The sequence below is a fragment of the Pseudomonas sp. AC532 genome (assembly GCF_979258965.1).
Map to the genome: position 1 here is coordinate 1,631,259 of NZ_OZ409888.1, position 23,457 is coordinate 1,654,715.

Here is a 23,457-nt window from a genome sequence, read left to right on the forward strand (position 1 = left end):
AATGCCGCGCCGGTTGCGACGCGCTGACGAGCATCGTCCGCGCGGCGCCCCTCCTCCTTCCCCCGTGCAAGGTGCCGACCTCGATGAGCAAACTGCGTCTTTATTCGCGCCTGGCCCGCCTGCTGGCGGTGGTCGCGATGGGCACCCTGCTCGCGGCCCTGCTGGTCCCGCTGGAACGCCTGAGCCGCCGTGACCTGATGGGCCTGCGCCAACACCTGACGTGCTGGTTCATGGCGCGCCTGAGCAATGCCCTGCCGTTTCGCGTCAGCGTGAAGGGCCATTTGCCGAAAAAACCCATGCTGTGGCTCAGCAACCACATCTCCTGGACCGACATCCCGCTGATCGGCAGGCTGGCGCCGCTGTCGTTCCTCTCCAAGGCCGAGGTGCGCACCTGGCCGGTGGCCGGTTGGCTGGCGCACAAGGCCGGCACCCTGTTCATCCGCCGTGGCGCAGGCGATGGCGGCCTGCTCAACCATCAACTGGGCCGCCACCTGAGCGGCGGTCGGCACCTGCTGATCTTTCCGGAAGGCACCACCTGCGACGGCAGCGCCCTGCGGACCTTCCATGGTCGTCTGCTGAGCAGCGCCATCGAAGGCGGCATCGACCTGCAGCCGGTGGCCATTCGTTACCTGCGCAACGGAGAGCCGTGCAGCGTCGCGCCCTTCATCGGCGACGACGACCTGCTCTCGCACCTGCTGCGCCTGATGGGCAGCGAGGTTGCCGAGGTGGAAATCCAGCTGCTGGAACCGATCGACAGCCAGGCCGGCAATCGCAACGAACTGGCCCGGCGCGCCCAGGCGGCTATCCACACGGCGCTATACGGCGCCCCGGAAACCGCCGCCCTGGCCGCCTGAGCACCGCTAGCCTGCGGGCAACTGGCGCTCTTCGCGCAACCAGCGGCGGTAGATGGGTTCGGCGAAGAACAGCACCAGGAACAGGCGGATCACCTGCATCGCGGTCACCAGCGGCACGGCCAGTTGCAGGGTTTCTGCGGTCAGGCTCATCTCGGCGATGCCGCCCGGCATCATGCCCAGGGTCAGGGACTGGAAATCCAGGCCGCTCACCCAGCCGATCAGCAATGCGGCCAGAAAGGCCACCAGCATCATCGCCAGGGTGGTGATCAGCGTGCGGGCCAGAAAAGAGGGGGCGTAGCGGAAGAAGGCGCGGTTGAAGAAGCAGCCCAGCGCGCTGCCGATCATCAGCTGCCCTGCCTGGCTGGCGCCGGCCGGCAAGGTACTGCTCAGGTCGAAGCCGATACTGAACAGCGCGCTGACCAACAGCGGCCCGAACAACCAGGGGTTCGGCTGCCGCAGGCGCTGCAGCAGCCAGCCGGCGCCAGCGGCCAGCGGCAGGATCACCGCCAGCCATGGCCAGTCGGCATGGGCGGTGTGCACATGCACCTCGCCTTCGCCCATCAGAAACTTGAACAATGCCGGCACCAGCAGCACCACCGCCACCACGCGCAGGCTCTGTGCGGCAGCGACCCGGGTGAGCTCAGCGCCATTGCGGGCGCCGAGATTGACCATCTCACCGGACCCACCCGGCATGCTGGAGAAATAGGCAGTGGCCATCGTCTCACCGGTGCGGCGCATGAACCAGACACCGATGACGCTGCTCAACACGGTAATCAATGCGCCGATGACGATGGGCAGCAGGTGCCCGGCGATCTGCGCCATCAAGGCCGGGGTGAAGTGCAAGCCGATGCCGATACCGATGATCCACTGGCCGAACTTGCGGCCACCGGGTAGCGGCTGCAACTGCCAGGCAGTAGTGCAGCGCACCAGAATGACCGCCACCAGCGAGCCAATCATCCAGGGCAGCGGCCAGCCGACCGCGCTGGCGAGCAGCGCGCCAAGTACGCCTACCAACGGCGTTCCCAGGTAATTCAGCCAATGGCCTTTGAGCATTCTGTCCCCTTGGGTGTCAGTGCGACTGCGGTGACGGCGACAGCCGGCTTACGCCTGCTGGCCCGGGTGCCGCGCAATGGCGGCGCTACCGCTACGGCCGGTAACGGCGCCGCGGCTCTGGAGCATGTGTGCACGAACACGCTGTGTGCGTTATGGCCAGATACTGTTCAGGTGAGTTTTTTCTCCAGCGCGAGGAAACCCTTCCATTCGGCAGGCGATACGAAGTAATCAATGCCGTAATATTGCTCTTAATCTAAATAAAAAACAATGAGCACGAAAGCAAAGAGACCGTGAGCAGCTCTTTGCGAGGGGCTGATTCCGTAGCAGAATGCGGCGCTAGCCAGACACTCGACCAGGCACGGCCCAGGACAGCATTCCTCCGATGACGCTCACTGCCCTGCAAAAACGCATTGCTCGCGAGATCATCGCTTACGTTCGCCGCGAACGGCTGCCCGTGGGCCACCACCTGGCCGAATCGCACCTGGCACACACGCTGAATACCTCGCGTACCCCGGTCAAGTTCGTGCTGGGGTATCTCAGCGAACGCGGCATGCTCAAACATGACCGCAACCGTGGCTTCTTCCTCTCCCGCGCCGCGGACGACCTCAACGATCTGGTGCTGGAGATCGCCGAGGCGGAAGAGGATGCGGTGTACATGAAGTTCGTCGAACTGCGCCTGGCCAGGCAACTGCCGGAGCACATCACCGAGATCGACCTGATGCGCCAGTTCGCGGTGTCGCGCACCGAACTGCGCGCGGCACTGCTGCGCATGCAGCAGGAAGGCTGGGCCGAACAACGCACCGGGCAGGGCTGGAAGATGCTGCCGGTGATCGACTCGGTGGAAGCCTACGAGGAAAGCTTCACCTTTCGCGTCACCATCGAGCCGGCAGGGCTGCTGTCGCCGACCTTCCAGGTCGACCAGGCGGTGCTGGCGCTGTGTCGCCAGCAGCAGCAGTACATCGCCGACTCGGGCTACCTGAGCATGACCACCCAGGAGTTGTTCGAGGCCAACTCGAAATTCCACGAGATCCTCGCCGGCTTCTCCGGCAACCGTTTTCTACTGCAATCGCTCAAACGCCTCAACGGGCTGCGCAGGCTGGTCGAGTACCGTGTGGAACTGCCGCGTCAGGCACGCCGCAAGCAGGTGCTGGAGCATCTGGAGATCCTCGACCTGATCGAGCGCGGTGATCGCCTCGGCGCGGCCGATCGCCTGCGTGCCCACCTCGAAGGTGCAAGGCGCAACAAGCTCAACCCGGCCCTGCTCGAGCGGCTCGGCCTGCACAGCGAAGACTGAAGCAAGCTATGGCTGAGCGCGCTGCTCGCGTGCGAAGCGCATCAGCGCGGGGTAGAACGCGGCGAAATCCTCGCTGAGCGGCGCGTACAACCGACGCAGGTCGTCCAGGCCGCCATCCAGCAAGCCTGGGCGCGACAGGCGCCGCGCCATGCCCGCTATCACGTGCTCCAGCACCTCGAAATCGCGATAGCTGCCCAGCCAGTCCTGCGCTGCCATGCGCGGGGCGATGCGCTGCAGATTACCGGGCAGCTGCGCCTCGGAGGCCAGCACGCCGTACACACGGGTGGTGAAGCGCTCAAGTGGGTGATCGCTGTACTGCTGCCAATCGCGGGCCAGGCAATGGTCGAAGAACAGATCGAGAAAGATCCCGGCCACACGCCGACGCTGCGCTGGAAACCGCGCACGCGCCTGTGCCTGCAGTGGGTGGCTGTCGGTGAATGCATCGATACGCCGATGCAAGCGAATGCCGGCCTCGATGGCGGCCGGCCATTGCCCGGCCAGCGGTCCCTTGACGAAGTCGCCGTACAGGCTGCCGAGCAGTTCGGCGGGCTCATCGCCGCCCAGGTGCAAATGTGCGAGGTAGTTCATGCAGGCAGCTTAAAGCCTCGGCACGCCATGCGCGAGCGGTCGCCCATCACGCCTGTCGATGGGCACTATCTGCCTGAACGATCTGTATATCGCCACGCTCCGATATAGAGTTCGCTGCATCGCGATATTGCGCTGCACCGATATCAGGAGATCCCATGAGCGCCGCTGACATCGACCTCGACGACGTGATCAAGGCCCTGGCCCACCCCGTGCGGCGGGACATACTGCGCCGGCTCAGGGAGCCGCAGGCGTATTTCGCCGAGCAGGACCACCCGTTCGACATCGGCGTGTGTGCCGGCAAGCTCCACGCATGTACCGGCCTCTCGCAGTCCACGGTATCGGCGCACCTGGCCACCCTGCAGCGCGCCGGTCTGGTGACCAGCCGCAAGGTTGGCCAGTGGCATTTCTTCAAGCGCAACGACGCCACCATCGCCACCTTCCTGCGCCTGCTGGGTGAACAGCTTTGAACCGCAACCCGCGCCAGGAACCGGCTGCTCGCCCCCTTTTCACACGCACACCGCTTTGCAACCGTACCCAACAGATGACCCGAGGATCCACGCTATGACCACCCTGTTCGACCCTATCAAGATCGGCGATCTGGAACTCGCCAACCGCATCATCATGGCGCCCCTGACCCGCTGCCGCGCCGACGAAGGCCGCGTGCCCAATGCCCTGATGGCCGAGTACTACGTGCAACGCGCCTCGGCCGGCCTGATCATCAGCGAGGCCACCTCGGTCTCGCCGATGGGCGTCGGCTACCCGAATACCCCGGGCATCTGGTCCGATGACCAGGTGCGCGGCTGGAGCGCCGTGACCAAGGCCGTGCACGCCAACGGCGGCAAGATCGTGCTGCAGCTGTGGCATGTGGGGCGGATTTCCGACCCGTCCTACCTGGACGGTGAGTTGCCCGTCGCGCCCAGCGCCATCAAGCCTTCCGGCCATGTCAGCCTGATCCGCCCGATGAAGGATTACGTCACCCCGCGGGCCCTGGAAACCGAGGAGCTCGCCGACATCGTCGAGGCCTACCGTCAGGGTGCGGAAAATGCCAAGGCCGCCGGTTTCGATGGCGTGGAAATCCATGCGGCCAACGGCTACCTGCTCGACCAGTTCCTGCAGGACAGCACCAACCAGCGCACCGACAATTACGGCGGCTCGCTGGAAAACCGCGCGCGCTTGCTGCTGGAAGTCACCGATGCGGTGCTCGGCGTCTGGGAGCCGGGCCGGGTCGGCGTGCACCTGGCGCCACGTGCGGACAGCCACGACATGGGCGACTCCAACCGCGCGCAAACCTTCACCCACGTGGCCCGCGAACTCGGCAAGCGCAACATCGCCTTCCTCTGCGCCCGCGAGCGGGAAGCCGACGACAGCCTGTCGCCAAGCCTCAAAGAAGCCTTTGGCGGCGTGTTCATCGCCAACGAACGCTTCTCCAAGGACCAGGCCAACGCCTGGCTGGCCAGCGGCAAGGCCGATGCCGTGGCATTTGGTGTGCCCTTCATTGCCAACCCGGACCTGCCCGAGCGCCTGCGCCAGGACGCACCGTTGAACGAAGCGCACAGTGACACCTTCTACGCCCCCGGCCCGGTCGGCTATATCGACTATCCGCGCCTGTAACGTTCACCGAGCAATAAAAAGGCCCGCGTTCTCACGCGGGCCTTTTCGTATCGGCGCCGTTTTGTCTTAGCGAGCGTCGATTTGCTGCTGCAGGTTCTGTATCTGCGCCTGCAGGGTGTTGATGCTGCGCGTGGTTTGCGCACGGAACGCATCGAACTCTGCCGTGTTGCCGCCACTGCTGGCGGCCGGGCGGTTATCCAGCTGGCTCTTGAGCACCAGCAGGTCCTGCTCCAGACGGTCGACTGCGGCATTGGCGTTGCCAGCCTTCTTCAGCGTCTCGACCTCGGCCGTCAGGCTCTTCACCTGAGTGGCCAGCCTGCCGGCATCGCCCTGGTTGCTGGCCAGCGAGGCCAACTCGGTTTTCACCGCTGCCAGTTCGCCTTTCAACGAATCCTGACCGCTGCCCAGAGTCTTCAGGCTGTCGGCATACTTGCCGGCATCACCCTGCTGGGCCTTGACGTCAGCGAGCAGTTGTTCGATGCGCTTGTCCTGACCGCTCTGCTGGCCGCCGGCCGCCTGCTGCTGCTTGGTCAGTTCGGCGACTTTGTTTTCCAGCTGGCGAACCTGCAGGCGCAAGGCCTCGCTGCCGGTGGTGACGTTGGATTCGGCGGCCACCACCTTGCCGGAAATGTCCTGGATGCGGCCTGCCGCTTCCTCGCTGATACGCGCGAAGCTTTCCTGGGTGGCGACCAGTTGCTGCTCCATCAGGTTGATCTGCTGAAAACTCCACCACCCCACCGCGCCCAGCGCGATGCTCAGTGCGCCAACCAGCGCCCATAGCGGGCCCGTGCTGGCGGCCCGCGGTGCCGCCGCGGCCAGGGCAGGTACACCGGCCCGGGCATAGGGCTGCGGCTCGGGGTCGAAATCATCGTGATCGCGCGGATCCGGCTTGAGGCTGGGCACGTCGTCGAATTCGTCGTGGGCATCGTTACGCATGGGAAAGACCTTGAAAAAACACGGTGAGGGCAGATTGCCACGCAGTATACCGATTCGCGCGAGGCGCTTCAGTGTCGCGCTTCCGGTAACGGCTGCACCGCTGCGGGGCAGCCTGGCCTCAGAGACCGCCACGCAGCCCGCCAGGTTCCGCACCGGGTGATCGGGCACGCCCCTTGCTAGCCATTTGCCAGCTTTACACCGCGCGACCGGGTCACCCGCACTCGGCGCAGCCTTTCATCAGCACGGGGGTTGGCACATGGAACTGAACAGAGAAGTGTTGGAGTGCATGAAAAACCTGCGCCGCCGCCTGCGCGACGAATTGGCCGTGGACATACGCCTCAGCCAGCCAGACGTGGTGTCGGCCATGCTGATCGCCTGCCTGCGTTCCAACGACGCGCACACCCGCGCACTGGGCCTGCGCCTGGCGCAACTGAGCGACACCGTGGTGCGACAGGAACTGCCGGCGGGCAGCGACATCCCGCAGCCGCTGGCCAGCACCTCGAACCGCGTCTACCGCGGCCAGCGCATCTACGCCTGAGCCCGCCACCAGCGACAGAACTCGTCCAGCGCCGCCCATAGATCGACGCCGGCGGCGTAGTCGAGATGCTCACGCGCCCGGCTGATATCCAGGGAGAAGTTGCGACTCATCACGTCCACTGTCAGCCTCGACAGCGAGGGCTCGGGCCGCCCCGGCAACAGGCTGCATAGCCCTTCGTTGACGGTTGCGACGCTGCGCGCCAGGCCGACTGGCACATGCCGGGTGACCAGCGGCAGCTCAAGTTGGCGCATCACGTAATTGACCGCATCCCAGAGCGGTACCGGAGCGCCATTGCTGATGTTGTAGGCCTTGCCCAGGGCCGGGCCGGTGGCCAGCAGGGAACTGAGCAGCGCGTCGTTGAGGTTGTGTACGCTGGTGAAATCGACCCGGTTCAACCCGTTGCCGATGATCGCCAGGCGCTTCTTGCGCTGCAGCGCGATCAGCCGCGCAAAGATGCTCGTGTCCCCTGCTCCGGTGACGAAGCGCGGGCGCAGGGCGATCACCTCCAGGCCGAACTCCTGAGCACCGAACAGCCGTTGCTCGGCCAGGAATTTGGTGCGTGCGTAATGGCTGGAAAAGCGCCTGGGCACCTGCTCCTCGCGCAGGCCGAGATGGTCGCGCCCATCGAAATAGATCGACGGCGAGGACAGCTGCACCAGTCGCGGTACCCGTCGCTTGAGGCAGGCCTCGATGACGTTCTCGGTGAGCACCACATTACCCTGGTGAAAATACTCGTACCGCCCCCACACGCCCACGGCTCCGGCGCAGTGCACCACGGCTTCGACGTCGCGGCACAGCGCCAGGGCCAGCTGCGGGTCGGCCAGGTCGCCGGGCATGAAGTGCGCACCACGACGCACCAGGTGCTCCACGGCGTCTTCGCGACGCCCGGTCACGCGCACCTCCAGCCCTTGTTCCAGGGCAAAGCGGGCGAAGCGCCCGCCGATGAAACCGCTTGCTCCGGTGACCAGAATCTTCATGACGTCCTCCGCTCGCCTATCGCTGCACTATAAGGCCTGCCGCCGCCGAGCAGCAGCGGCAGTCATGCCAGGGGCACCAGATAATCGCCGGCGTGGCGGTGCAGATGGCCGGTGAGGCGATCCAACAGCTCGCCACCATTGCGCCAGTGGTGCCAGTACAGCGGCACATCGATGGGCCGGTCTGCGAGCAACTCGACCAGTTTGCCGCTGGCCACCGCCTCGCGCATCTGCGGCTCGGGCACCATGCCCCAGCCGAGACCTTCGGCGGTCAGGTGCAGAAAGCCCTCTGCAGACGGGCACAGGTGATGGAGAAAGCTGCCTGACAGGCCCAATTCGCTCAGGTAGCGATGCTGCAACTGGTCGTCCGGGCCGAACACGATGGCCGGCACCCCGGCCAGCCGCTCGGCGGTCACGCCCTGGGGAAAATGTCGGGCGAGGAACGACGGGCTGGCCATGGCCCGGTAGCGCATGGCTCCCAGCGGCAAGCTGCGTGCGCCGGACACCGGCCGTGGCGCGGCGCATACGCAGGCGGCGACATCGCCGGCACGCATGCGCTTGAGGCCAACTTCCTGATCCTCGACGACCAGCTCCAGCAGCACGCGGTGGACCGCGCAGAAGTCCGCCACCGCTTTCGCCCACCAGGTCGCCAGGCTGTCGGCATTCACCGCGATGCGCAGCCGCTGCGCTTCACCGTCGGCGTCGAGGGATGGTACCTGCGCCTGCAGGTCACGCTCGAGCAGGCGTACCTGCTGCACGTGGTTGAGCAGGCGCCGGCCCACATCCGTGGGGGTCGGCGGCATGGCGCGCAGCAGCACGGGCTGGCCGATACGCGCTTCCAGCAGCTTGATGCGCTGCGACACCGCCGATTGCGACAGACCCAGCACCTGAGCGCCACGCTCGAAGCCAGCCTGTTCGACGACCGCCGCCAGGGCGGCCAGCAATTTGTAATCGAGCAATCTATTTTCCTAATGCGTGATCAGCAATATTGCTTTTTCTTATACAACCAATCACCGCAGACTGTCAGCCACTCCCCTCCACACAGGACGTCATCGCACATGTCAGCTCTCGGCACCTCGACCCCCTACAGTTCCGTTCAGGAGCGCTGAGCATGTGGCAGAGCTATAGCAATGGACTGTTGATCACCGCCGGTCTGATCGTTGCCCTGGGCGCCCAGAACGCCTTCGTCCTTGCCCAGAGTCTGCGCCGTGAGCACCATCTGCCGGTGGCGCTGCTGTGCATCGTCTGCGATGCGTTGCTGATCAGCGCAGGCGTGTTCGGCCTGGCCACCCTGCTGCTGCAGAGCGAGCTGTTACTGAGCATTGCCCGCTGGGGTGGTGCGGCGTTTCTGCTCTGGTATGGCGCCCAGGCCCTGCTGCGCGCATGCCGCCCCAGCGCACTGCAGGTCGAAGGTGCGGCTCCACGCTCGCTGCGTGCAGTATTGTTGGCCACGCTGGCGGTTACCCTGCTCAACCCTCACGTCTACCTCGATACGGTGCTGCTGATCGGTTCGCTCGGCGCACAGCAAAGCGTACCCGGCGCCTATGCGGCCGGTGCAGCCAGCGCATCGCTGCTGTGGTTCCTGTGCCTCGCCCTCGGCGCGGCCTGGCTGGCCCCCTGGCTGGCGCGCCCGCTGACCTGGCGAATCATCGACCTGTGCGTGGCAGCGATGATGTTCGCCATCGCCTGGCAACTGATCGCCAATCCACTCTGAGCCCGGGCGAGGGTGCCGGTGCTATGCTGCGGGGCTCGCAGCGCCCGGCCGGAGCCCCTGTGGAAACCAGCGTCTTTATCATGGTCATCGCCTCGGCGGCCTTGCACGCGGGCTGGAACGCGCTGCTGAAGGTCGGCCTGGACCGTTTTCTCACCGCCTCACTGATCCAGATCGGCGCCGGCACCGTCGCGTTGCTTGCCCTGCCCTTCGTGGCCCTGCCCGGCGCCGCCGCGTGGCCGTGGATCGGTCTCTCGGCGCTCCTGCACATCGGCTACAACGCGTTTCTCAGCCGTGCCTACCGCTACGGTGATCTCGGCCAGGTCTATCCCATTTCGCGGGGCAGCTCGCCGCTGCTGGTAGCCGGCCTGTCGGTGCTGCTGCTCGGCGAAGTGCTGCCGGGCGGGCAACTGCTCGGGCTGGCCGTGCTGGTCGCCGGCATCTGGCTGATGGCGGTGCGCGGCGGCAACGGCGCTACCAGTGGCGGCCTGCTGTTCAGTGCGCTGATGACGGCGCTGTTCATCGCCGGCTATACGCTGTCCGACGCCAGCGGTGCACGGGCCAATGGCGATCCACTGTCCTACTCGCTGTGGCTGTTCGCGGTGAACGGCGTGGTGATGGCCGTGGTGATCATCGGGCAACGCGGCCCCCGTATCCTTGGCGAACTGGGCCCGCACTGGCGCGCCGGATTACTCGGCGGGGGCATGTCGCTGCTCGCCTACAGTATCGTCATCTGGGCCATGACCCAGGCCCCGGTGGCGCTGATATCGGCCCTGCGCGAGACCAGCGTGGTGTTCGCCCTGCTGATCGGCAGCCTGTGGCTGAAGGAGCGCCTGCCGCCGATTCGGCTACTGGCCTGCCTGATAATCCTCGCTGGCGTGGCGACCATGAAACTCGCCTGAGCCCGTTCCTGCCTTGTGGCTTACGCCATGCAGGCCGGTGCATCGCACATGCTGAAATTCGTATGTCCTCGCCGGCTTCGCCCGGGTGACGACACGCCTGCCGAGAAAGGCTCTAGCACCGCTTTCCCGCACAGTTGCCGCGTGGTTATGCAGCCCCCCCGATGCTATGATCCCTGCCCTGCGTCGCAAAGGGTATAAACCCGCCGACGCTAGTTTGGCCGCCCGTGATCGGCCTTGCGCTCATTGCAACAGACCTGATTAGGAGAATAACCATGGCTTTCGAATTGCCGCCGCTGCCTTACGCACACGATGCTCTGCAGCCGCACATCTCCAAGGAAACCCTGGAGTTCCACCACGACAAGCACCACAACACCTATGTCGTGAACCTGAACAACCTCGTGCCGGGTACCGAATTCGAGGGCAAAAGCCTGGAAGAAATCGTCAAGACCTCTTCCGGCGGCATCTTCAACAACGCCGCCCAGGTGTGGAACCACACCTTCTACTGGAACTGCCTGAGCCCCAACGGTGGCGGTCAGCCTACCGGCGAACTGGCCGCGGCGATCGACAAGGCCTTCGGCTCGTTCGACACCTTCAAGGAAGAGTTCAGCAAGGTCAGCATCGGCACCTTCGGTTCCGGCTGGGGCTGGCTGGTCAAGAAGGCCGATGGCTCCCTGGCGCTGTCCAGCACCATCGGCGCCGGTTGCCCGCTGACTGCAGGCGACACCCCGCTGCTGACCTGCGACGTGTGGGAACACGCTTACTACATCGACTACCGCAACGTCCGTCCGAAGTATGTCGAGGCGTTCTGGAACCTGGTCAACTGGGACTTCGTAGCGAAGAACTTCGCAGCCTGACCCCCCTCCGGCGGGCTTGCCAGCAAGCCACCGGCGTAGAATGAAGATGCCCCCCTGACGCAGGTCAGGGGGGCTTTTTTTCGTCTGCAAAGGGCCGCTTGCAGCAGGCGGCCGATACGCCGAGAGCGACGGACGGTACTCAAGTCCTGGGGGCCGTCTCCGAAACAGTGCAGGTTGCCGGCGCAAACCGCACGGGCGCCTTTGAGATGCCTTGTCATTCAAGTCTTTGACTGCCACCGCGACTTTGCCAATACTCACCCCTATCCGGCGACCGGGTATCGCACAAGGAACTGCCATTTGAAGCTGGAACTCAAGCACAGTCTGTCCGTTAAACTGCTTCGCGTGGTGCTGGTCTCCGCGCTTGCCGTTGGCGTGGTGCTGAGCCTTGGGCAGATCGTGTTCGATATCTACAAGACCCGCCATTCCATCACCGGCGATGCCCAGCGCATCCTCGCGATGTTCCGCGACCCCTCGACCCAGGCGGTCTACAGTCTGGATCGCGAGATGGGCATGCAGGTCGTCGAAGGTCTTTTCCAGCATGAGTCGGTGCGCCAGGCGTCCATCGGCCATCCGGGCGAGCAGATGCTCGCCGAGCGCAGCCGGCCGCTGGCCGAGCTGCCGATCCGCTGGCTGACCGATCCCATCCTCGGCGAGGAGCAGACGTTCGCCATTCGCCTGATAGGCCGCGAACCCTATAACGAGTACTACGGTGACCTGAACATCACCCTGGATACGGCCCTGTACGGTGAGAGTTTCCTCACCAACTCGGTGATCATCTTCGTCTCCGGCGTGCTGCGCGCCCTGGCCATGGGGCTGGTGCTGTACCTGGTCTACTACTGGCTGCTGACCAAACCGCTGGCCAAGATCATCGATCACCTGAGCAGCATCAACCCGGACCGCCCCAGCGAAAACAAGCTGCCCATGCTTGCCGGCAACGAGAAGAACGAGCTGGGGCTGTGGATCAACACCGCCAACCAACTGCTCGCCTCGATCGAGCGCAATACGCACCTGCGCCATGAAGCCGAGAACAGCCTGCAGCGCATGGCACAGTACGATTTTCTCACCGGCCTGCCGAACCGCCAGCAGTTGCAGGGCCAGCTGGAGCAGATTCTCGAAGATGCCGGGCGCCTGCAACGCCGCGTCGCCGTGCTGTGCGTCGGCCTGGATGACTTCAAGGGCATCAACGAGCAATTCAGCTACCAGACCGGCGACCAGTTGCTGCTAGCCCTGTCCGACCGCCTGCGCAGTCACAGCGGGCGGCTGGGCGCTCTGGCGCGCCTCGGGGGCGATCAGTTCGCCCTGGTGCAGGCCGATATCGAGCAGCCCTACGAGGCCGCCGAGCTGGCGCAGAGCGTGCTCGACGATCTCGAGGCGCCATTCGTGCTCGATGAACACCAGGTGCAGTTGCGCGCGACCATCGGCATCACCCTGTTTCCGGAGGACGGCGACAGCCCCGAGAAACTGCTGCAAAAAGCCGAGCAGACCATGACCCTGGCCAAGAGCCGCTCGCGTAACCGCTATCAGTTCTACATCGCCAGCGTCGACAGCGAGATGCGTCGCCGTCGCGAACTGGAAAAGGACCTGCGCGACGCCCTGGCACTGAATCAACTGCACCTGGTGTATCAGCCGCAGATCAGTTTCCGCGATCAGCGCGTGGTCGGCGTCGAAGCGCTGCTGCGCTGGCAACACCCGCAGCACGGGCTGGTCGCGCCGGACCTGTTCATCCCGCTGGCCGAACAGAACGGCAGTATCATCGCGATTGGCGAGTGGGTGCTGGACCAGACCTGCCGGCAACTGCGTGAGTGGCACGACCAGGGCTACGGCGACCTGCGCATGGCGGTCAACCTGTCTACCGTGCAGCTGCACCACGCCGAGCTGCCGCGGGTGGTCAACAACCTGATGCAGATGTACCGCCTGCCCGCCCGCAGCCTTGAGCTGGAAGTGACCGAAACCGGCCTGATGGAAGACATCAGCACGGCCGCCCAGCACCTGCTCAGCCTGCGTCGTTCCGGGGCGCTGATTGCCATCGACGATTTTGGCACCGGCTACTCGTCACTCAGCTACCTGAAGAGCCTGCCCCTGGACAAGATCAAGATCGACAAGAGCTTCGTTCAGGACCTGCTCGACGACGAAGACGACGCCACCATCGTTCGCGCCATCATCCAGCTCGGCAAGAGCCTGGGTATGCAGGTCATCGCCGAGGGCGTGGAGACCGCAGAGCAGGAGGCGTACATCATCGCCCAGGGTTGCCACGAAGGTCAGGGCTACTTCTACAGCCGCCCCCTGCCGGCTCGCGAACTCACGCACTACCTCAAGCAGTCGAGCCGGGCGCGGCAGCGTATCAACCCGGCCACCCTCTGACCGGGGCAGTTCCAGGTATTCCAGCCCTGCATCGGGGCTCGGATCGGGCGGTAGCACATCCAGCCTTTGCGTAAAATGCAAATCTTTCGCATTATGTCGCAGCTCGCGTGGCCGACCACGCACGCTCCCCATTAACACGCAAAGGATTTCGTCATGATTCGTATGCCCCTGGCTTCTGCCAGCCTGCTGACCATCGCCATCGCCCTCGCGGGTTGCGGCGAAGACAAGGCGCCTGCCAGCCAAGCCGCCGCCCCGGCTCCGCAAGCAAGCACCAGCAGTGCACCAGCAGCGGCCGGCGCTTTCGACGAAGCCGCTGCACAGGCCGTGGTCAAGCACTACGCCGACATCGCGTCCGCTGTGTTCGACGACGCCGCCAGCACCGCCAAGACCCTGCAAAAGGCCGTCGATGCCCTGCTCGCCACACCGAACGCCGATACCCTCAAGGCCGCCCGCGAAGCCTGGCTGGCAGCACGCGTGCCGTACATGCAGAGTGAAGTGTTCCGCTTCGGCAACACCATCGTCGACGACTGGGAAGGCCAGGTTAACGCCTGGCCCCTGGACGAAGGCCTGATCGACTACGTCGACGCCGACTACCAGCACGCCCTGGGCAACCCGGGCGCCAGCGCCAACATCATCGCCAACACCGAGATCCAGGTTGGTGAAGACAAGGTCGACGTCACCGAAATCACCCCGGACCTGCTGGCCAGCCTGAACGAACTGGGCGGTTCCGAAGCCAACGTCGCCACCGGTTACCACGCCATCGAATTCCTGCTCTGGGGCCAGGACCTGAACGGCAGCGGCCCGGGTGCCGGCGAACGCCCGGCGACCGACTACGTGGTCGGCGAAGGCGCCACCGGTGGCCACAATGAGCGTCGCCGCGCTTACCTGAAAGCCGCTACCGAACTGCTGGTCGCCGACCTCGACGAAATGGCGGGCCAGTGGAAAGCCGGCGTCGCCGACAATTACCGCGCCACCCTGGAAAGCGAATCGGCCGAAAACGGCCTGCGCAAGATGCTCTTCGGCATGGGCAGCCTGTCCCTTGGCGAGCTGGCTGGCGAACGCATGAAGGTCGCGCTGGAAGCCAATTCCACCGAAGACGAACACGACTGCTTCAGCGACAACACCCACAACTCGCACTTCTACAACGGCAAGGGCATCCGCAACGTCTACCTGGGCGAGTACAAGAAGGTCGACGGCAGCAGCCTGACCGGGCCGAGCCTGTCCTCGCTGGTCGCCAAGGCGGACGCCGCCGCCGACAGCACCCTGAAGGCCGACCTGGAAGCGACCGAAGCCAAACTGCAGGCACTGGTCGACAGCGCGAACAAGGGTGTGCACTTCGACCAGCTGATCGCCGCCGACAATGCCGACGGCCAGCAACTGGTACGTGATGCCATCGCTGCGCTGGTCAAGCAGACCGGTGCCATCGAGCAAGCAGCGGGCAAACTGGGCATCAGCGATCTGAACCCGGACACCGCCGACCACGAGTTCTGATCCTAGAACCTCAGGCGTAGACCAGGCCGATGCGACTCACCTCGCATCGGCCTTTTTCATTTCTGCGCTGTGGGCCGTCTACACATGCAAATCCATCTTATTTAAATGTCCATAGGCTGCTAAGATTCCCGCCCTTGATTTTCCTGTCACGGACTCCGTCGATGCCTGCGCTACCCGGTCGTCTGCTGCCGCTGCTGGGCCTGGCCCTGAGCCTGGCGGCCTGTGACCAGTCCCCGCGCTTCACCGCTGCCGAGCCTGGCGAAGCGCTGTCCGCCGGCACGGCCACGGTGTCGCGCACTGACCACAACGCCTTCTCCCTGCCCTCCGCCAACCTCAAGGCCGAGCGCCGCCTGGATTTCAGCGTGGGCAACAGCTTCTTCCGCAACCCCTGGGTGATCGCGCCTTCCACCACAACCGCCCGTGACGGTCTCGGCCCACTGTTCAACACCAATGCGTGCCAGAACTGCCACGTTCGCGACGGCCGAGGCCATCCGCCGGAACCTGGCAGCGTGAACGCCGTATCGATGCTGGTGCGCCTGTCGATCCCAGCCGGCAGTGCCGATGGGTGGATCATCGAGCGCCAGGGCGTGCTGCCCGAACCGAAATACGGCGCGCAGCTGCAGGACATGGCCAACCCCGGCGTAGCGCCGGAAGGCAAGGTACGCGTCGAGTACACTACGCACACCGTGCAGTTCGCCGACGGGTTTACCCTAGAGTTGCGCAAGCCGCAGTTGAACATCAGCCAGCTGGGCTATGGCCCGATGCATCCGGATACGCGGCTCTCCGCGCGCATCGCCCCGCCGATGCCCGGCCTGGGGCTGCTCGAGGCGATCCCCGAGACGGCCATCCTCGCCAATGCCGACCCCGAAGACAAAAATGGCGATGGCATCGCCGGGCAGCCCAACTGGGTGTGGGACGACGCCCGGCAGAAGACCGCGCTCGGCCGTTTCGGCTGGAAAGCCGGTCAACCAACCCTGAATCAGCAAAACGCCCACGCCTTCGCCCACGACATGGGCCTGACCAGCAGCGTTGTGCCCCGCGACCAGTGCACCGATGCGCAAACCGCCTGCCGCGAGGCTCCCCACGGCGGCGAACCGGAGGTCAGCGACAACATCATGAAGATGGTGCTGTTCTACACCCGCAACCTGGCCGTGCCGGCACGCCGCCAGGTCGACGATGCCCAGGTGCTGGCCGGCAAGACCCTGTTCCACCGCGCTGGCTGCCAGGGCTGCCACACGCCCAGCTTCGTCACCGCCGCCGACGCTGCCGAACCGGAGCTGGCCAACCAGACGATTCGCCCCTATACCGACCTGTTGCTGCACGACATGGGTGAAGGCCTGGCCGATCGCCGTGACGAGTTTCGTGCCAATGGCCGGCAGTGGCGAACCGCGCCGCTGTGGGGCATCGGCTTGACCGAGAGGGTCAGCGGCCACACCCAGTTCCTGCATGACGGCCGCGCCCGTAATCTGCTCGAAGCCATCGCCTGGCACGGCGGCGAAGGCGAAGCGGCCAGGCAACATGTCCTGCAATTTTCCAGCGAGGAGCGCACCGCGCTTCTGGCGTTTCTGAACTCACTGTAAGGAGTCGCGCATGATCCGTTCTCCGCTGACCGTCGCCCTGCTGGGCCTGAGCCTGGCCGCGTGCTCACCTTCAGACCCACAGACCACCGTCAGTACGGCGCTGGCCGACGGTGTGCTGCTACCGGCACACAGCGTCTGGAAAGAAGCCGACGTGGCCCTCGCCACGAGCGCCAAGGCCTTCTGCGCGGGTAGTGAAGACCTGCCGGCAGCCCGCCAGGCGTTTCTTACCGCACAAAGCGCCTGGGCGAGCTTGCAGCCCCTGGCCGTGGGACCGCTCGCCGAAGGCAACCGCGCCTGGCAAGTGCAGTTCTGGCCGGACAAGAAGAACCTGGTAGCGCGCCAGGTGCAGGCGCTGGTCAACAGCAAGCCGCAGCTCACTGCAGCGGACCTGGATAACGCCAGCGTCGTCGTCCAGGGGCTGACGGCCTACGAATACCTGATGTTCGACCCGGCCATAGACCTGCAGAACGCCGAGCAGAAAACCCGCTATTGCCCACTGCTGACGGCCATTGGCGAGCACCAGCAGGCACTGGCGAGCACGGTCCTGGACCAATGGCAGGGTGAAACCGGCGCGCTCAGCCAATTCAAGCTGTTCCCCAACGAGCGCTATGCCGAAGCGAGCGAAGCCATTTCCGACCTGCTGCGCACCCAGGTCAGCGCCATCGACGGGCTGAAGAAGAAGCTCGGTGCACCGCTGGGCCGGCAGAGCAAGGGTGTGCCGCAGCCCTACCAGGCCGAAGCCTGGCGCAGCCAGGCCAGCCTGGCCAACCTGGGCGCGGCGCTAAGCGCAGCAGAACAGCTGTGGCATGGCGCCAAGGGTGATGGTCTGCAGGCGCTACTGGACAGCGATCAGGACGCACTCAAGCAGCGTATCGATGCCGCCTACGCCGACACTCGGCAACAGCTCGCCGGCCTGCAGCGCCCGCTTGGTGATCTACTGGCCGACGAGGCCGGGCGGCAGACGCTCAACGCCTTCTATGACAGCCTCAACGTGCTGCACCGCCTGCACGAAGGTGAACTGGCCAAGGCGCTGGGTATCCAGCTGGGCTTCAACGCGCACGACGGGGACTGAGCCATGGCGATCAAACGCAGGGCCTTTCTCGGCCTGAGCGCCGCGGTGCTGGCGGCTGGCGCCGTCGGCGGCTGGAAATTGGGCCACCACGGCGGCCAGCCGCTGCTGCTGTCGGCACGCAATGACGAAGGCGGCAAGCATTACGCGGTCGGCTACCGCCTCGATGGCCAGCGCGCCTTCGCTACCCCGGTAAGCGAACGCTGCCACGATGTGGTACCGCACCCGAGCCTACCGATGGCGGTGTTCGTTGGCCGCCGGCCGAGCACTGAAAGCTACCTGATCGACACGCGCGACGGTCGTCTGCTGCAGACCCTGCGCAGCGAGCCGGACCGGCATTTCTATGGCCACGCGGTGTTCCACAAGGACGGCCAGTGGCTGTACGCCACCGAAAACGACACCACCGATCCGGGCCGCGGCGTGCTCGGCGCCTACCAGTTGGACGGTGAACGCCTGGTGCGCCGCAACGAGTTGCCCACCCACGGTCTGGGCCCGCATCAGGTGCTGTGGATGCCTGATGGCGAAACCCTGGTGGTGGCCAATGGCGGCATCCGCACCGAGGCGGAAAGCCGGGTCGAGATGAACCTCGACGCCATGGAAGCGAGCCTGGTGCTGATGGCCCGCGACGGTGCGCTGCACAGCAAGGAGCAGTTGCCCGAGCGCATGAACAGCGTGCGCCACCTGGCCGTCGCCAGCGACGGCACCATCGTCAGCGGCCAGCAATACATGGGGGATGCCATGGATGCCGTGCCGCTGGTAGCGATCAAGCGGCCAGGCCAGCCTTTCCAGCACTTCCCGATGGCCGACGCGCAGCGCCAGATGATGAATCAGTACACCGCCAGCGTGGCCGTACACAGCGATCTGCGCCTGCTGGCGATGACCGCACCGCGCGGCAATCGCCTGTTCATCTGGGACCTGGACAGCGGCGCCGTGCGCCTGGACGCCGGCTTGCCGGACTGCGCCGGCGTCGGCGCGGTAGCGAACGGCTTCGTGGTCAGCGCCGGGGTCGGCCGCTGCCGTCTGTATGACTGCCGCGCCGAGCGCATCGCCATGCAGCCGTTGGAACTGCCTGCCGGGCTCTGGGACAACCACCTGCGCCTGGCCTGAGCGCTATCGACTGTGGGAACACGCCGTGCTCGCGACTTTTCGCGGGCATGGCCCGCTCCCACATGAGTCCGCCAGCATTTACCACGGCTCCCACGCTCCAGCCCGTAGGATGGGGCGGGCCGCGTAGGTGAAACCCATCGATGAATTGATGGGTTTCACCCATCCTACCCTGACGGGCAGCAAGGTGGCGCAAACAGCCGTTCGGTGATTCATTGTGGGAACGGGCCATGCCCGTGATTTTTCGCGGGCATGGCCCGCTCCCACAGTCGTAGGGTGGACGACGCCTCACCTACGCGGCCCGACCCGTCCACCGCTCTGCGATCGCAATGGTGGATGAAAAGAGCGTCATCCACCCTACGGCTGCTTCTGCCTTAAAGCAGCCCCAGCTGCTCGGCCCTGGGCTCGCTGTCGGTATAGGGCGGCAGCGGCGGCAGACCCGGCAGGCGTTCGCTCAACAGCTCGTGAAAACGCAGCGCCTGGGCGGCGGCGAGGTGGTTGTCCGGGGTGTGCAGGAACACGTAGGGCGTGAGGCCCTGTTCGATCCAGGCCGCCACCTTGTCCAGCCAGGGCTCGAGAAACGGCTGATTGGCAGCCAGATCCGGCCCGCCGATGAAGCGCACCTGCGGGCTGTCGCTGAACGCTGTCGGGCGAATCGGCAGGCGCGGCTTCTTCGACTGCGCGTGCAGCACCGCCGGGTCGCTCGATTGGCAGCTGAACAGCGCACGGGAGTCCAGACAGATGCGCTCCACTCCCCGGTCGTGCAGCAGGCGGTTGAGCGCACGTTCATCGTCGCCCCTGTCGAAGAACGCCGGATGGCGCACCTCCACGGCCAGCCGCCGGTGGGCGAATTCATCCAGCCACACTGCCAGCTCGCCCAGCCGTGCCGGGCCGAACATCGCCGGCAGCTGCAGCCAAAGCGGCGTCACCCGCTCGCCCAGTGGCGCGAGCAACGCGAGAAACGCGCGGGTGCTGTCGAGCTGATCGCGCAGGTCGCCGTCGTGGCTGATGTCCTTGTGAACCTTGGCGCAGAAGCGAAAATCAGCCGGCATGCGCTGCACCCAGCGGGCGAGTTTCTCCTCGTCCGGGCGCGCATAAAAGGTGGTATTGCCTTCCACGGCATTGAACACCCGGCAGTAATGCTCGAGGCTGTCATTCATGTTCAGGTCGGGCGGGTAGAAGCTGCCGCGCCAGGCGGCATCGCTCCAGGAGGGACAACCGAGAAAATAGGGAAGCATCGCGAACCGCTGATCATTCTGAAGCGGCCATTGTGCCTGAGCGAGGCGCGTGAAACAGACCGCGAGTCGATCAGGCGTAGAGATCGAGGCCCAGTACCTGCTGGGCATCCATGTCGCGCACGTAGGCTTCGGTGCTGCTGTAGCTGGCAATGGCCTGGGCGGCGCGATTGCTGATGGCGGGCTGGTAGGTGACATCCAGCGAACGCACGGGGAAGTTGTCCGCGCTGGCGCTGCTCTGCTGCACGCGACGGATCTGCGGAATCTGCTCGAAGCCCTGGGACGCCGCGCTCGGTGCCGGTTGCTCGCGCTTGACCTCTTGTTCCCGGTTCGCCTCGCGATAGGGCGTGACCGCAGTCCCCGAGCGGGGGCCACGATCCGGTGAATAGGGCGCGATGTTACCGTCGATACGCATCAGTGAAGGCTCGGCAGAAAGACGTGCGGGAGTGCTGGCAATTTAGCCGCCGCGCAGGCCCTTGGCAATCGATGGTCGGGAACTTGACGACAAAAGGACGACTATAACCCTACCGCCCATCGGCAACTCAGAAACCAGCCGGTGGCGGCATCTTTGGCGTCGCCACTTTGTCACGCAAATAGATGGGCTGCGCCTGGTCGGCAACCACCGCCTCCCCCCGCGCCCAGGCGAAACGGGCGAGGCTGAGCAAGTCTTCGGCGTGAGGCAGCATGGCGTCCTCACGTGCCGACACCTGGGCCGCGATACGCGGCGCGAACGTGCCCCAGCCAGTGCCGGCACCGAACCACTCACCATCGGCATCACCCGGCAGTTGCGCCTGCTCCGGCGCCAGCACCGCCTCGCGACCTGCCAGGCGCATTTCGCCCTGCTCGGCGCGGTAGCAGCCCCAGTACACCTCATCCATTCGCGCATCGATGGCGGCCGCGACCTGGCCCGCGCCGTGTTCGCGCAGGGCGCGTTGCGCCAGCACCGCCAGGTTGGACACCGGCAGCACCGGGCGGTCGAGCGCGAACGCCAGCCCCTGCACCACGCCGATGGCGATGCGCACGCCGGTGAAGGCGCCAGGGCCACGGCCAAAGGCGATGGCGTCCAGCGCAGACAGCGCCACGCCCTGGCTGGCGAGCAACGTCTTGATCATCGGCAGCAGGCGCTGCGCATGCAGACGCGGGATCACCTCGTAATGACTCGTCACCCGGCCGTTATGCAACAAGGCGACGGAACAGGCTTCGGTGGCGGTATCGAGGGCCAGCAGAGTGGTCATGGCGATCTGTAGAGGTGGCTGAGCGGGCGGGCATTAAAACGGTTTGCCGCGCTTTTTTCCAGCACAGCGGGTCAAGCCGCTGGCGGGCGCCGGCGGGGGATGAACGGGCAAGCGCTACAGCAGTGCACTGCCGTGCCTGCGCTACTGCCCGGTGCGGCAGTAGCGCTTGACCTGTCAGCCCACGCTGACGGGGGCTGCGTCGCTTACCATTTTTCGATGACGGGCTTGGCGTCCCAGCCCTTGAGCGGCTCTTTCGACCAGGTGCCATAGCCGGCGTTGGGGAACACGATCCATTCGGTGCCCCACTTGGCCGATTCAGCCTCGGCGGTCGCACGTTGTTCGGCCACCGGCGTCTTGCGGAAACGCGCATCGAAATCATGCAGGGTATCGCCGAGCAGCATCACGATGCGGTAATCCTTGGCGACCAGCGCCCGGCGCTCGACCTTCGGCGGCCCGAGCAGCATCACGCTTTCTGCGCTGACCTGCGGCAGGTCGAGCTTTTTCAGCGCTTTGAGGGTGTAGTCCTTCTGCTCATCCGAGCGATCGGAAACATAGCGAATGACCACGCCCAGCTTGTCGGCGTGTTCGAGGAATTTCCTGGCGCCCGGAATCAGCACGGGCTCGCCATCACGCTCCCAGGGCAGCCAGGTGTCCCAGCCATCATAGGTGTGGCAATTGGCGAGGTCACGCGCGAGCAGCGCGGAGTTGTCGATCACCGTTTCATCCACGTCGGTCACGATGGCCAGCTTGGATGGGTCCTCGGCAGCCGCCACGGCGGCATCCAGCTTCTCGGTGGCGATGTTGTAAGCCTGCATCTGCAATGCCCGAACTTCGGCTGATTGCTGCTGATAGCGCAGCGCCATGGTGAACTCGGCAACCGAGCACTCGCCCTTCTTCTGCGGGGCGCCGTCGGCCAATGCGACGGATGCGCTCAATGCCGACGCCACGATGGCGATGGGCAGGCAGGCAAGTCTTCTGTTCCTGGTCATGGAATGCACTCTGATGGGGGTTGATGAATTACCGCGTTCCTCACCTGCAGCAAGGCGGTCTGGTGACGGTCGATGAACCCGGCTGGCCGTGCCCGGACGCTGGGCAGCGCCATCGCGCGCCACACATGCATGCATCACCGACGTCCGGCACGTCACCATTGTAGAAGCATAGCCGCTTCGCTTACTGCCCGGGAACGACACGCAGCCGACCCGCAGGGATGGCGGCATGCCCGAAAACGACAACGGCCCGCAAGCGGGCCGTTGTCGTCGTGCAGGCAGGCTTAGCTGAGCGCTGCCATGACCTTGGCGGTGATCTGCTCGACCGAACCGACGCCCGGAACGGCGCTGTACTTCGGCGTGCCTTCGGCGGCCGCGAGTTTCTGGTAGAAATCCACCAGCGGCTTGGTCTGCGAATGGTAGACCGACAGGCGATGACGCACGGTGGCTTCCTTGTCGTCGTCACGCTGGATCAGGTCCTCACCGGTTTCGTCATCCTTGCCGGCGACTTTCGGCGGATTGTGCTCGGTGTGGTACACGCGGCCGGAGTTCGGGTGCACCCGGCGACCAGCGATGCGGCCGACGATCTCTTCGTCGTCGACGGCGATCTCCACCACGTGATCGATCTGTACGCCTGCATCCTTGAGTGCCTGGGCCTGGGGGATGGTGCGCGGGAAGCCATCGAACAGAAAGCCATTGGCGCAATCGGGCTGCGCGATGCGCTCCTTGACCAGGTTGATGATCAGTTCATCGGAGACCAGGCCACCGGCGTCCATCACGCTCTTTGCCGCCATGCCCAGTTCGCTACCGGCCTTGACCGCAGCACGCAGCATGTCACCCGTGGAAATCTGGGGAATCGAGAATTTCTTGGTAATGAAACCAGCCTGAGTACCTTTGCCGGCACCGGGCGCCCCCAACAGAATCACGCGCATCGATGTGCTCCTCAAGTTCTTGGTAGTGATGGTGGACTCGCCTCGTGGGGCCAATCTCGAAAAATTTCAGCAGGCGAGCCAGGGGCCGAACTGCCAGAAGGTCGATCAAGATACACAGCGCCCCTGAGCCGCACAAGCCGTCGAAAGTC

At 65.2% G+C, this 23,457-nt stretch carries 23 protein-coding genes; 13 read left to right on the plus strand and 10 right to left on the minus strand.

Translation table 11 applies throughout. From position 1 onward, the window contains the following. Positions 1-83 precede the first annotated feature (83 nt). Positions 84-854 carry a lysophospholipid acyltransferase family protein gene (locus ACZ0AV_RS07815; protein WP_499150509.1) on the plus strand — a complete coding sequence of 257 codons (771 nt, stop codon included), beginning with the start codon at positions 84-86 and terminating at the stop codon, positions 852-854. Positions 855-860: 6 nt separating this feature from the next. On the opposite strand, the gene ACZ0AV_RS07820 is transcribed toward ACZ0AV_RS07815, so the two are convergent. Then, positions 861-1,907: an AbrB family transcriptional regulator gene (locus ACZ0AV_RS07820; protein ID WP_499150510.1), complete on the minus strand. Its 1,047-nt coding sequence runs from the start codon at positions 1,905-1,907 to the stop codon at positions 861-863. A gap of 382 nt (positions 1,908-2,289) precedes the next feature. On the opposite strand from ACZ0AV_RS07820, the gene ACZ0AV_RS07825 reads away from it, so the two are divergent. Next, positions 2,290-3,201: a GntR family transcriptional regulator gene (locus tag ACZ0AV_RS07825; protein WP_499150511.1), complete on the plus strand. Its 912-nt coding sequence runs from the start codon at positions 2,290-2,292 to the stop codon at positions 3,199-3,201. Between the two features lie 6 nt (positions 3,202-3,207). Here ACZ0AV_RS07825 and ACZ0AV_RS07830 read toward each other — a convergent pair whose 3' ends face one another. Then, positions 3,208-3,789, minus strand: coding sequence for an acyl carrier protein phosphodiesterase (locus tag ACZ0AV_RS07830; RefSeq protein ID WP_499150512.1), 582 nt, complete (start codon positions 3,787-3,789; stop codon positions 3,208-3,210). A gap of 155 nt (positions 3,790-3,944) precedes the next feature. Between ACZ0AV_RS07830 and ACZ0AV_RS07835 the strand changes: the two genes are divergently transcribed. Together ACZ0AV_RS07835 and ACZ0AV_RS07840 are read left to right on the plus strand one after the other, a co-directional pair. Then, a complete protein-coding gene (locus ACZ0AV_RS07835) occupies positions 3,945-4,256 on the plus strand; it encodes an ArsR/SmtB family transcription factor (RefSeq protein ID WP_499150513.1) in 312 nt (103 codons plus the stop codon). 94 nt (positions 4,257-4,350) lie between these two features. Beyond that, positions 4,351-5,400 (plus strand): alkene reductase, encoded by a 1,050-nt coding sequence (locus ACZ0AV_RS07840; RefSeq protein ID WP_499150514.1) that lies wholly within the window; start codon positions 4,351-4,353, stop codon positions 5,398-5,400. Positions 5,401-5,466: 66 nt separating this feature from the next. Here ACZ0AV_RS07840 and ACZ0AV_RS07845 read toward each other — a convergent pair whose 3' ends face one another. Then, on the minus strand, positions 5,467-6,336 hold the full coding sequence (locus tag ACZ0AV_RS07845) for an ATPase (protein ID WP_499150515.1): 870 nt from the start codon (positions 6,334-6,336) through the stop codon (positions 5,467-5,469). Positions 6,337-6,592: 256 nt separating this feature from the next. Here ACZ0AV_RS07845 and ACZ0AV_RS07850 point away from each other — a divergent pair, with 256 nt between their 5' ends. Beyond that, complete coding sequence (locus ACZ0AV_RS07850) at positions 6,593-6,874, plus strand: hypothetical protein (RefSeq protein WP_499150516.1); 282 nt, start codon at positions 6,593-6,595, stop codon at positions 6,872-6,874. Here ACZ0AV_RS07850 and ACZ0AV_RS07855 read toward each other — a convergent pair. Together ACZ0AV_RS07855 and ACZ0AV_RS07860 are read right to left on the minus strand one after the other, a co-directional pair. Further along, entirely contained in the window at positions 6,865-7,851 is a 987-nt protein-coding gene (locus tag ACZ0AV_RS07855) for an NAD-dependent epimerase/dehydratase family protein (RefSeq protein WP_499150517.1), read from the minus strand. The two genes, ACZ0AV_RS07850 and ACZ0AV_RS07855, sit on opposite strands and share 10 nt — an antisense overlap. A gap of 62 nt (positions 7,852-7,913) precedes the next feature. Then, complete coding sequence (locus ACZ0AV_RS07860) at positions 7,914-8,807, minus strand: LysR family transcriptional regulator ArgP (protein WP_499150518.1); 894 nt, start codon at positions 8,805-8,807, stop codon at positions 7,914-7,916. 152 nt (positions 8,808-8,959) lie between these two features. Between ACZ0AV_RS07860 and ACZ0AV_RS07865 the strand changes: the two genes are divergently transcribed. The 8 genes from ACZ0AV_RS07865 to ACZ0AV_RS07900 all read left to right on the plus strand — a co-directional run bounded on the left by ACZ0AV_RS07865 (position 8,960) and on the right by ACZ0AV_RS07900 (position 18,923). After that, positions 8,960-9,562 carry a LysE/ArgO family amino acid transporter gene (locus ACZ0AV_RS07865; protein WP_499150519.1) on the plus strand — a complete coding sequence of 201 codons (603 nt, stop codon included), beginning with the start codon at positions 8,960-8,962 and terminating at the stop codon, positions 9,560-9,562. A 59-nt stretch (positions 9,563-9,621) separates the two neighbouring features. After that, a complete protein-coding gene (locus ACZ0AV_RS07870; protein WP_499150520.1) occupies positions 9,622-10,461 on the plus strand; it encodes an EamA family transporter in 840 nt (279 codons plus the stop codon). Positions 10,462-10,733: 272 nt separating this feature from the next. Beyond that, positions 10,734-11,315 (plus strand): superoxide dismutase, encoded by a 582-nt coding sequence (locus tag ACZ0AV_RS07875; RefSeq protein ID WP_499150521.1) that lies wholly within the window; start codon positions 10,734-10,736, stop codon positions 11,313-11,315. 297 nt (positions 11,316-11,612) lie between these two features. Further along, a complete protein-coding gene (locus tag ACZ0AV_RS07880; RefSeq protein WP_499150522.1) occupies positions 11,613-13,676 on the plus strand; it encodes a putative bifunctional diguanylate cyclase/phosphodiesterase in 2,064 nt (687 codons plus the stop codon). 153 nt (positions 13,677-13,829) lie between these two features. Then, positions 13,830-15,167, plus strand: a complete 1,338-nt coding sequence (locus ACZ0AV_RS07885; RefSeq protein WP_499150523.1) for an imelysin family protein — start codon at positions 13,830-13,832, stop codon at positions 15,165-15,167. 161 nt (positions 15,168-15,328) lie between these two features. Further along, positions 15,329-16,747 carry a di-heme oxidoreductase family protein gene (locus ACZ0AV_RS07890; protein ID WP_499150524.1) on the plus strand — a complete coding sequence of 473 codons (1,419 nt, stop codon included), beginning with the start codon at positions 15,329-15,331 and terminating at the stop codon, positions 16,745-16,747. A 10-nt stretch (positions 16,748-16,757) separates the two neighbouring features. After that, the gene (locus ACZ0AV_RS07895) at positions 16,758-17,819 is read left to right on the plus strand and encodes an imelysin family protein (protein WP_499150525.1); all 1,062 of its coding nucleotides are present in this window, start codon (positions 16,758-16,760) and stop codon (positions 17,817-17,819) included. Between the two features lie 9 nt (positions 17,820-17,828). After that, positions 17,829-18,923: a DUF1513 domain-containing protein gene (locus tag ACZ0AV_RS07900; RefSeq protein ID WP_499153327.1), complete on the plus strand. Its 1,095-nt coding sequence runs from the start codon at positions 17,829-17,831 to the stop codon at positions 18,921-18,923. A gap of 371 nt (positions 18,924-19,294) precedes the next feature. Here the strand turns inward: ACZ0AV_RS07900 and ACZ0AV_RS07905 are convergent, their stop codons facing one another. The 5 genes from ACZ0AV_RS07905 to adk all read right to left on the minus strand — a co-directional run bounded on the left by ACZ0AV_RS07905 (position 19,295) and on the right by adk (position 23,308). Further along, complete coding sequence (locus ACZ0AV_RS07905; RefSeq protein WP_499150526.1) at positions 19,295-20,158, minus strand: DUF72 domain-containing protein; 864 nt, start codon at positions 20,156-20,158, stop codon at positions 19,295-19,297. Between the two features lie 70 nt (positions 20,159-20,228). Further along, positions 20,229-20,570, minus strand: a complete 342-nt coding sequence (locus tag ACZ0AV_RS07910) for a hypothetical protein (protein WP_499150527.1) — start codon at positions 20,568-20,570, stop codon at positions 20,229-20,231. A 127-nt stretch (positions 20,571-20,697) separates the two neighbouring features. Beyond that, positions 20,698-21,390: a tRNA (adenosine(37)-N6)-threonylcarbamoyltransferase complex dimerization subunit type 1 TsaB gene (gene tsaB, locus ACZ0AV_RS07915; RefSeq protein WP_499150528.1), complete on the minus strand. Its 693-nt coding sequence runs from the start codon at positions 21,388-21,390 to the stop codon at positions 20,698-20,700. A 203-nt stretch (positions 21,391-21,593) separates the two neighbouring features. After that, positions 21,594-22,607: a 5'-nucleotidase, lipoprotein e(P4) family gene (locus ACZ0AV_RS07920; RefSeq protein ID WP_499150529.1), complete on the minus strand. Its 1,014-nt coding sequence runs from the start codon at positions 22,605-22,607 to the stop codon at positions 21,594-21,596. A gap of 53 nt (positions 22,608-22,660) precedes the next feature. Beyond that, complete coding sequence (gene adk, locus ACZ0AV_RS07925; protein WP_499150530.1) at positions 22,661-23,308, minus strand: adenylate kinase; 648 nt, start codon at positions 23,306-23,308, stop codon at positions 22,661-22,663. Between the last annotated feature and the right edge of the window lie 149 nt (positions 23,309-23,457).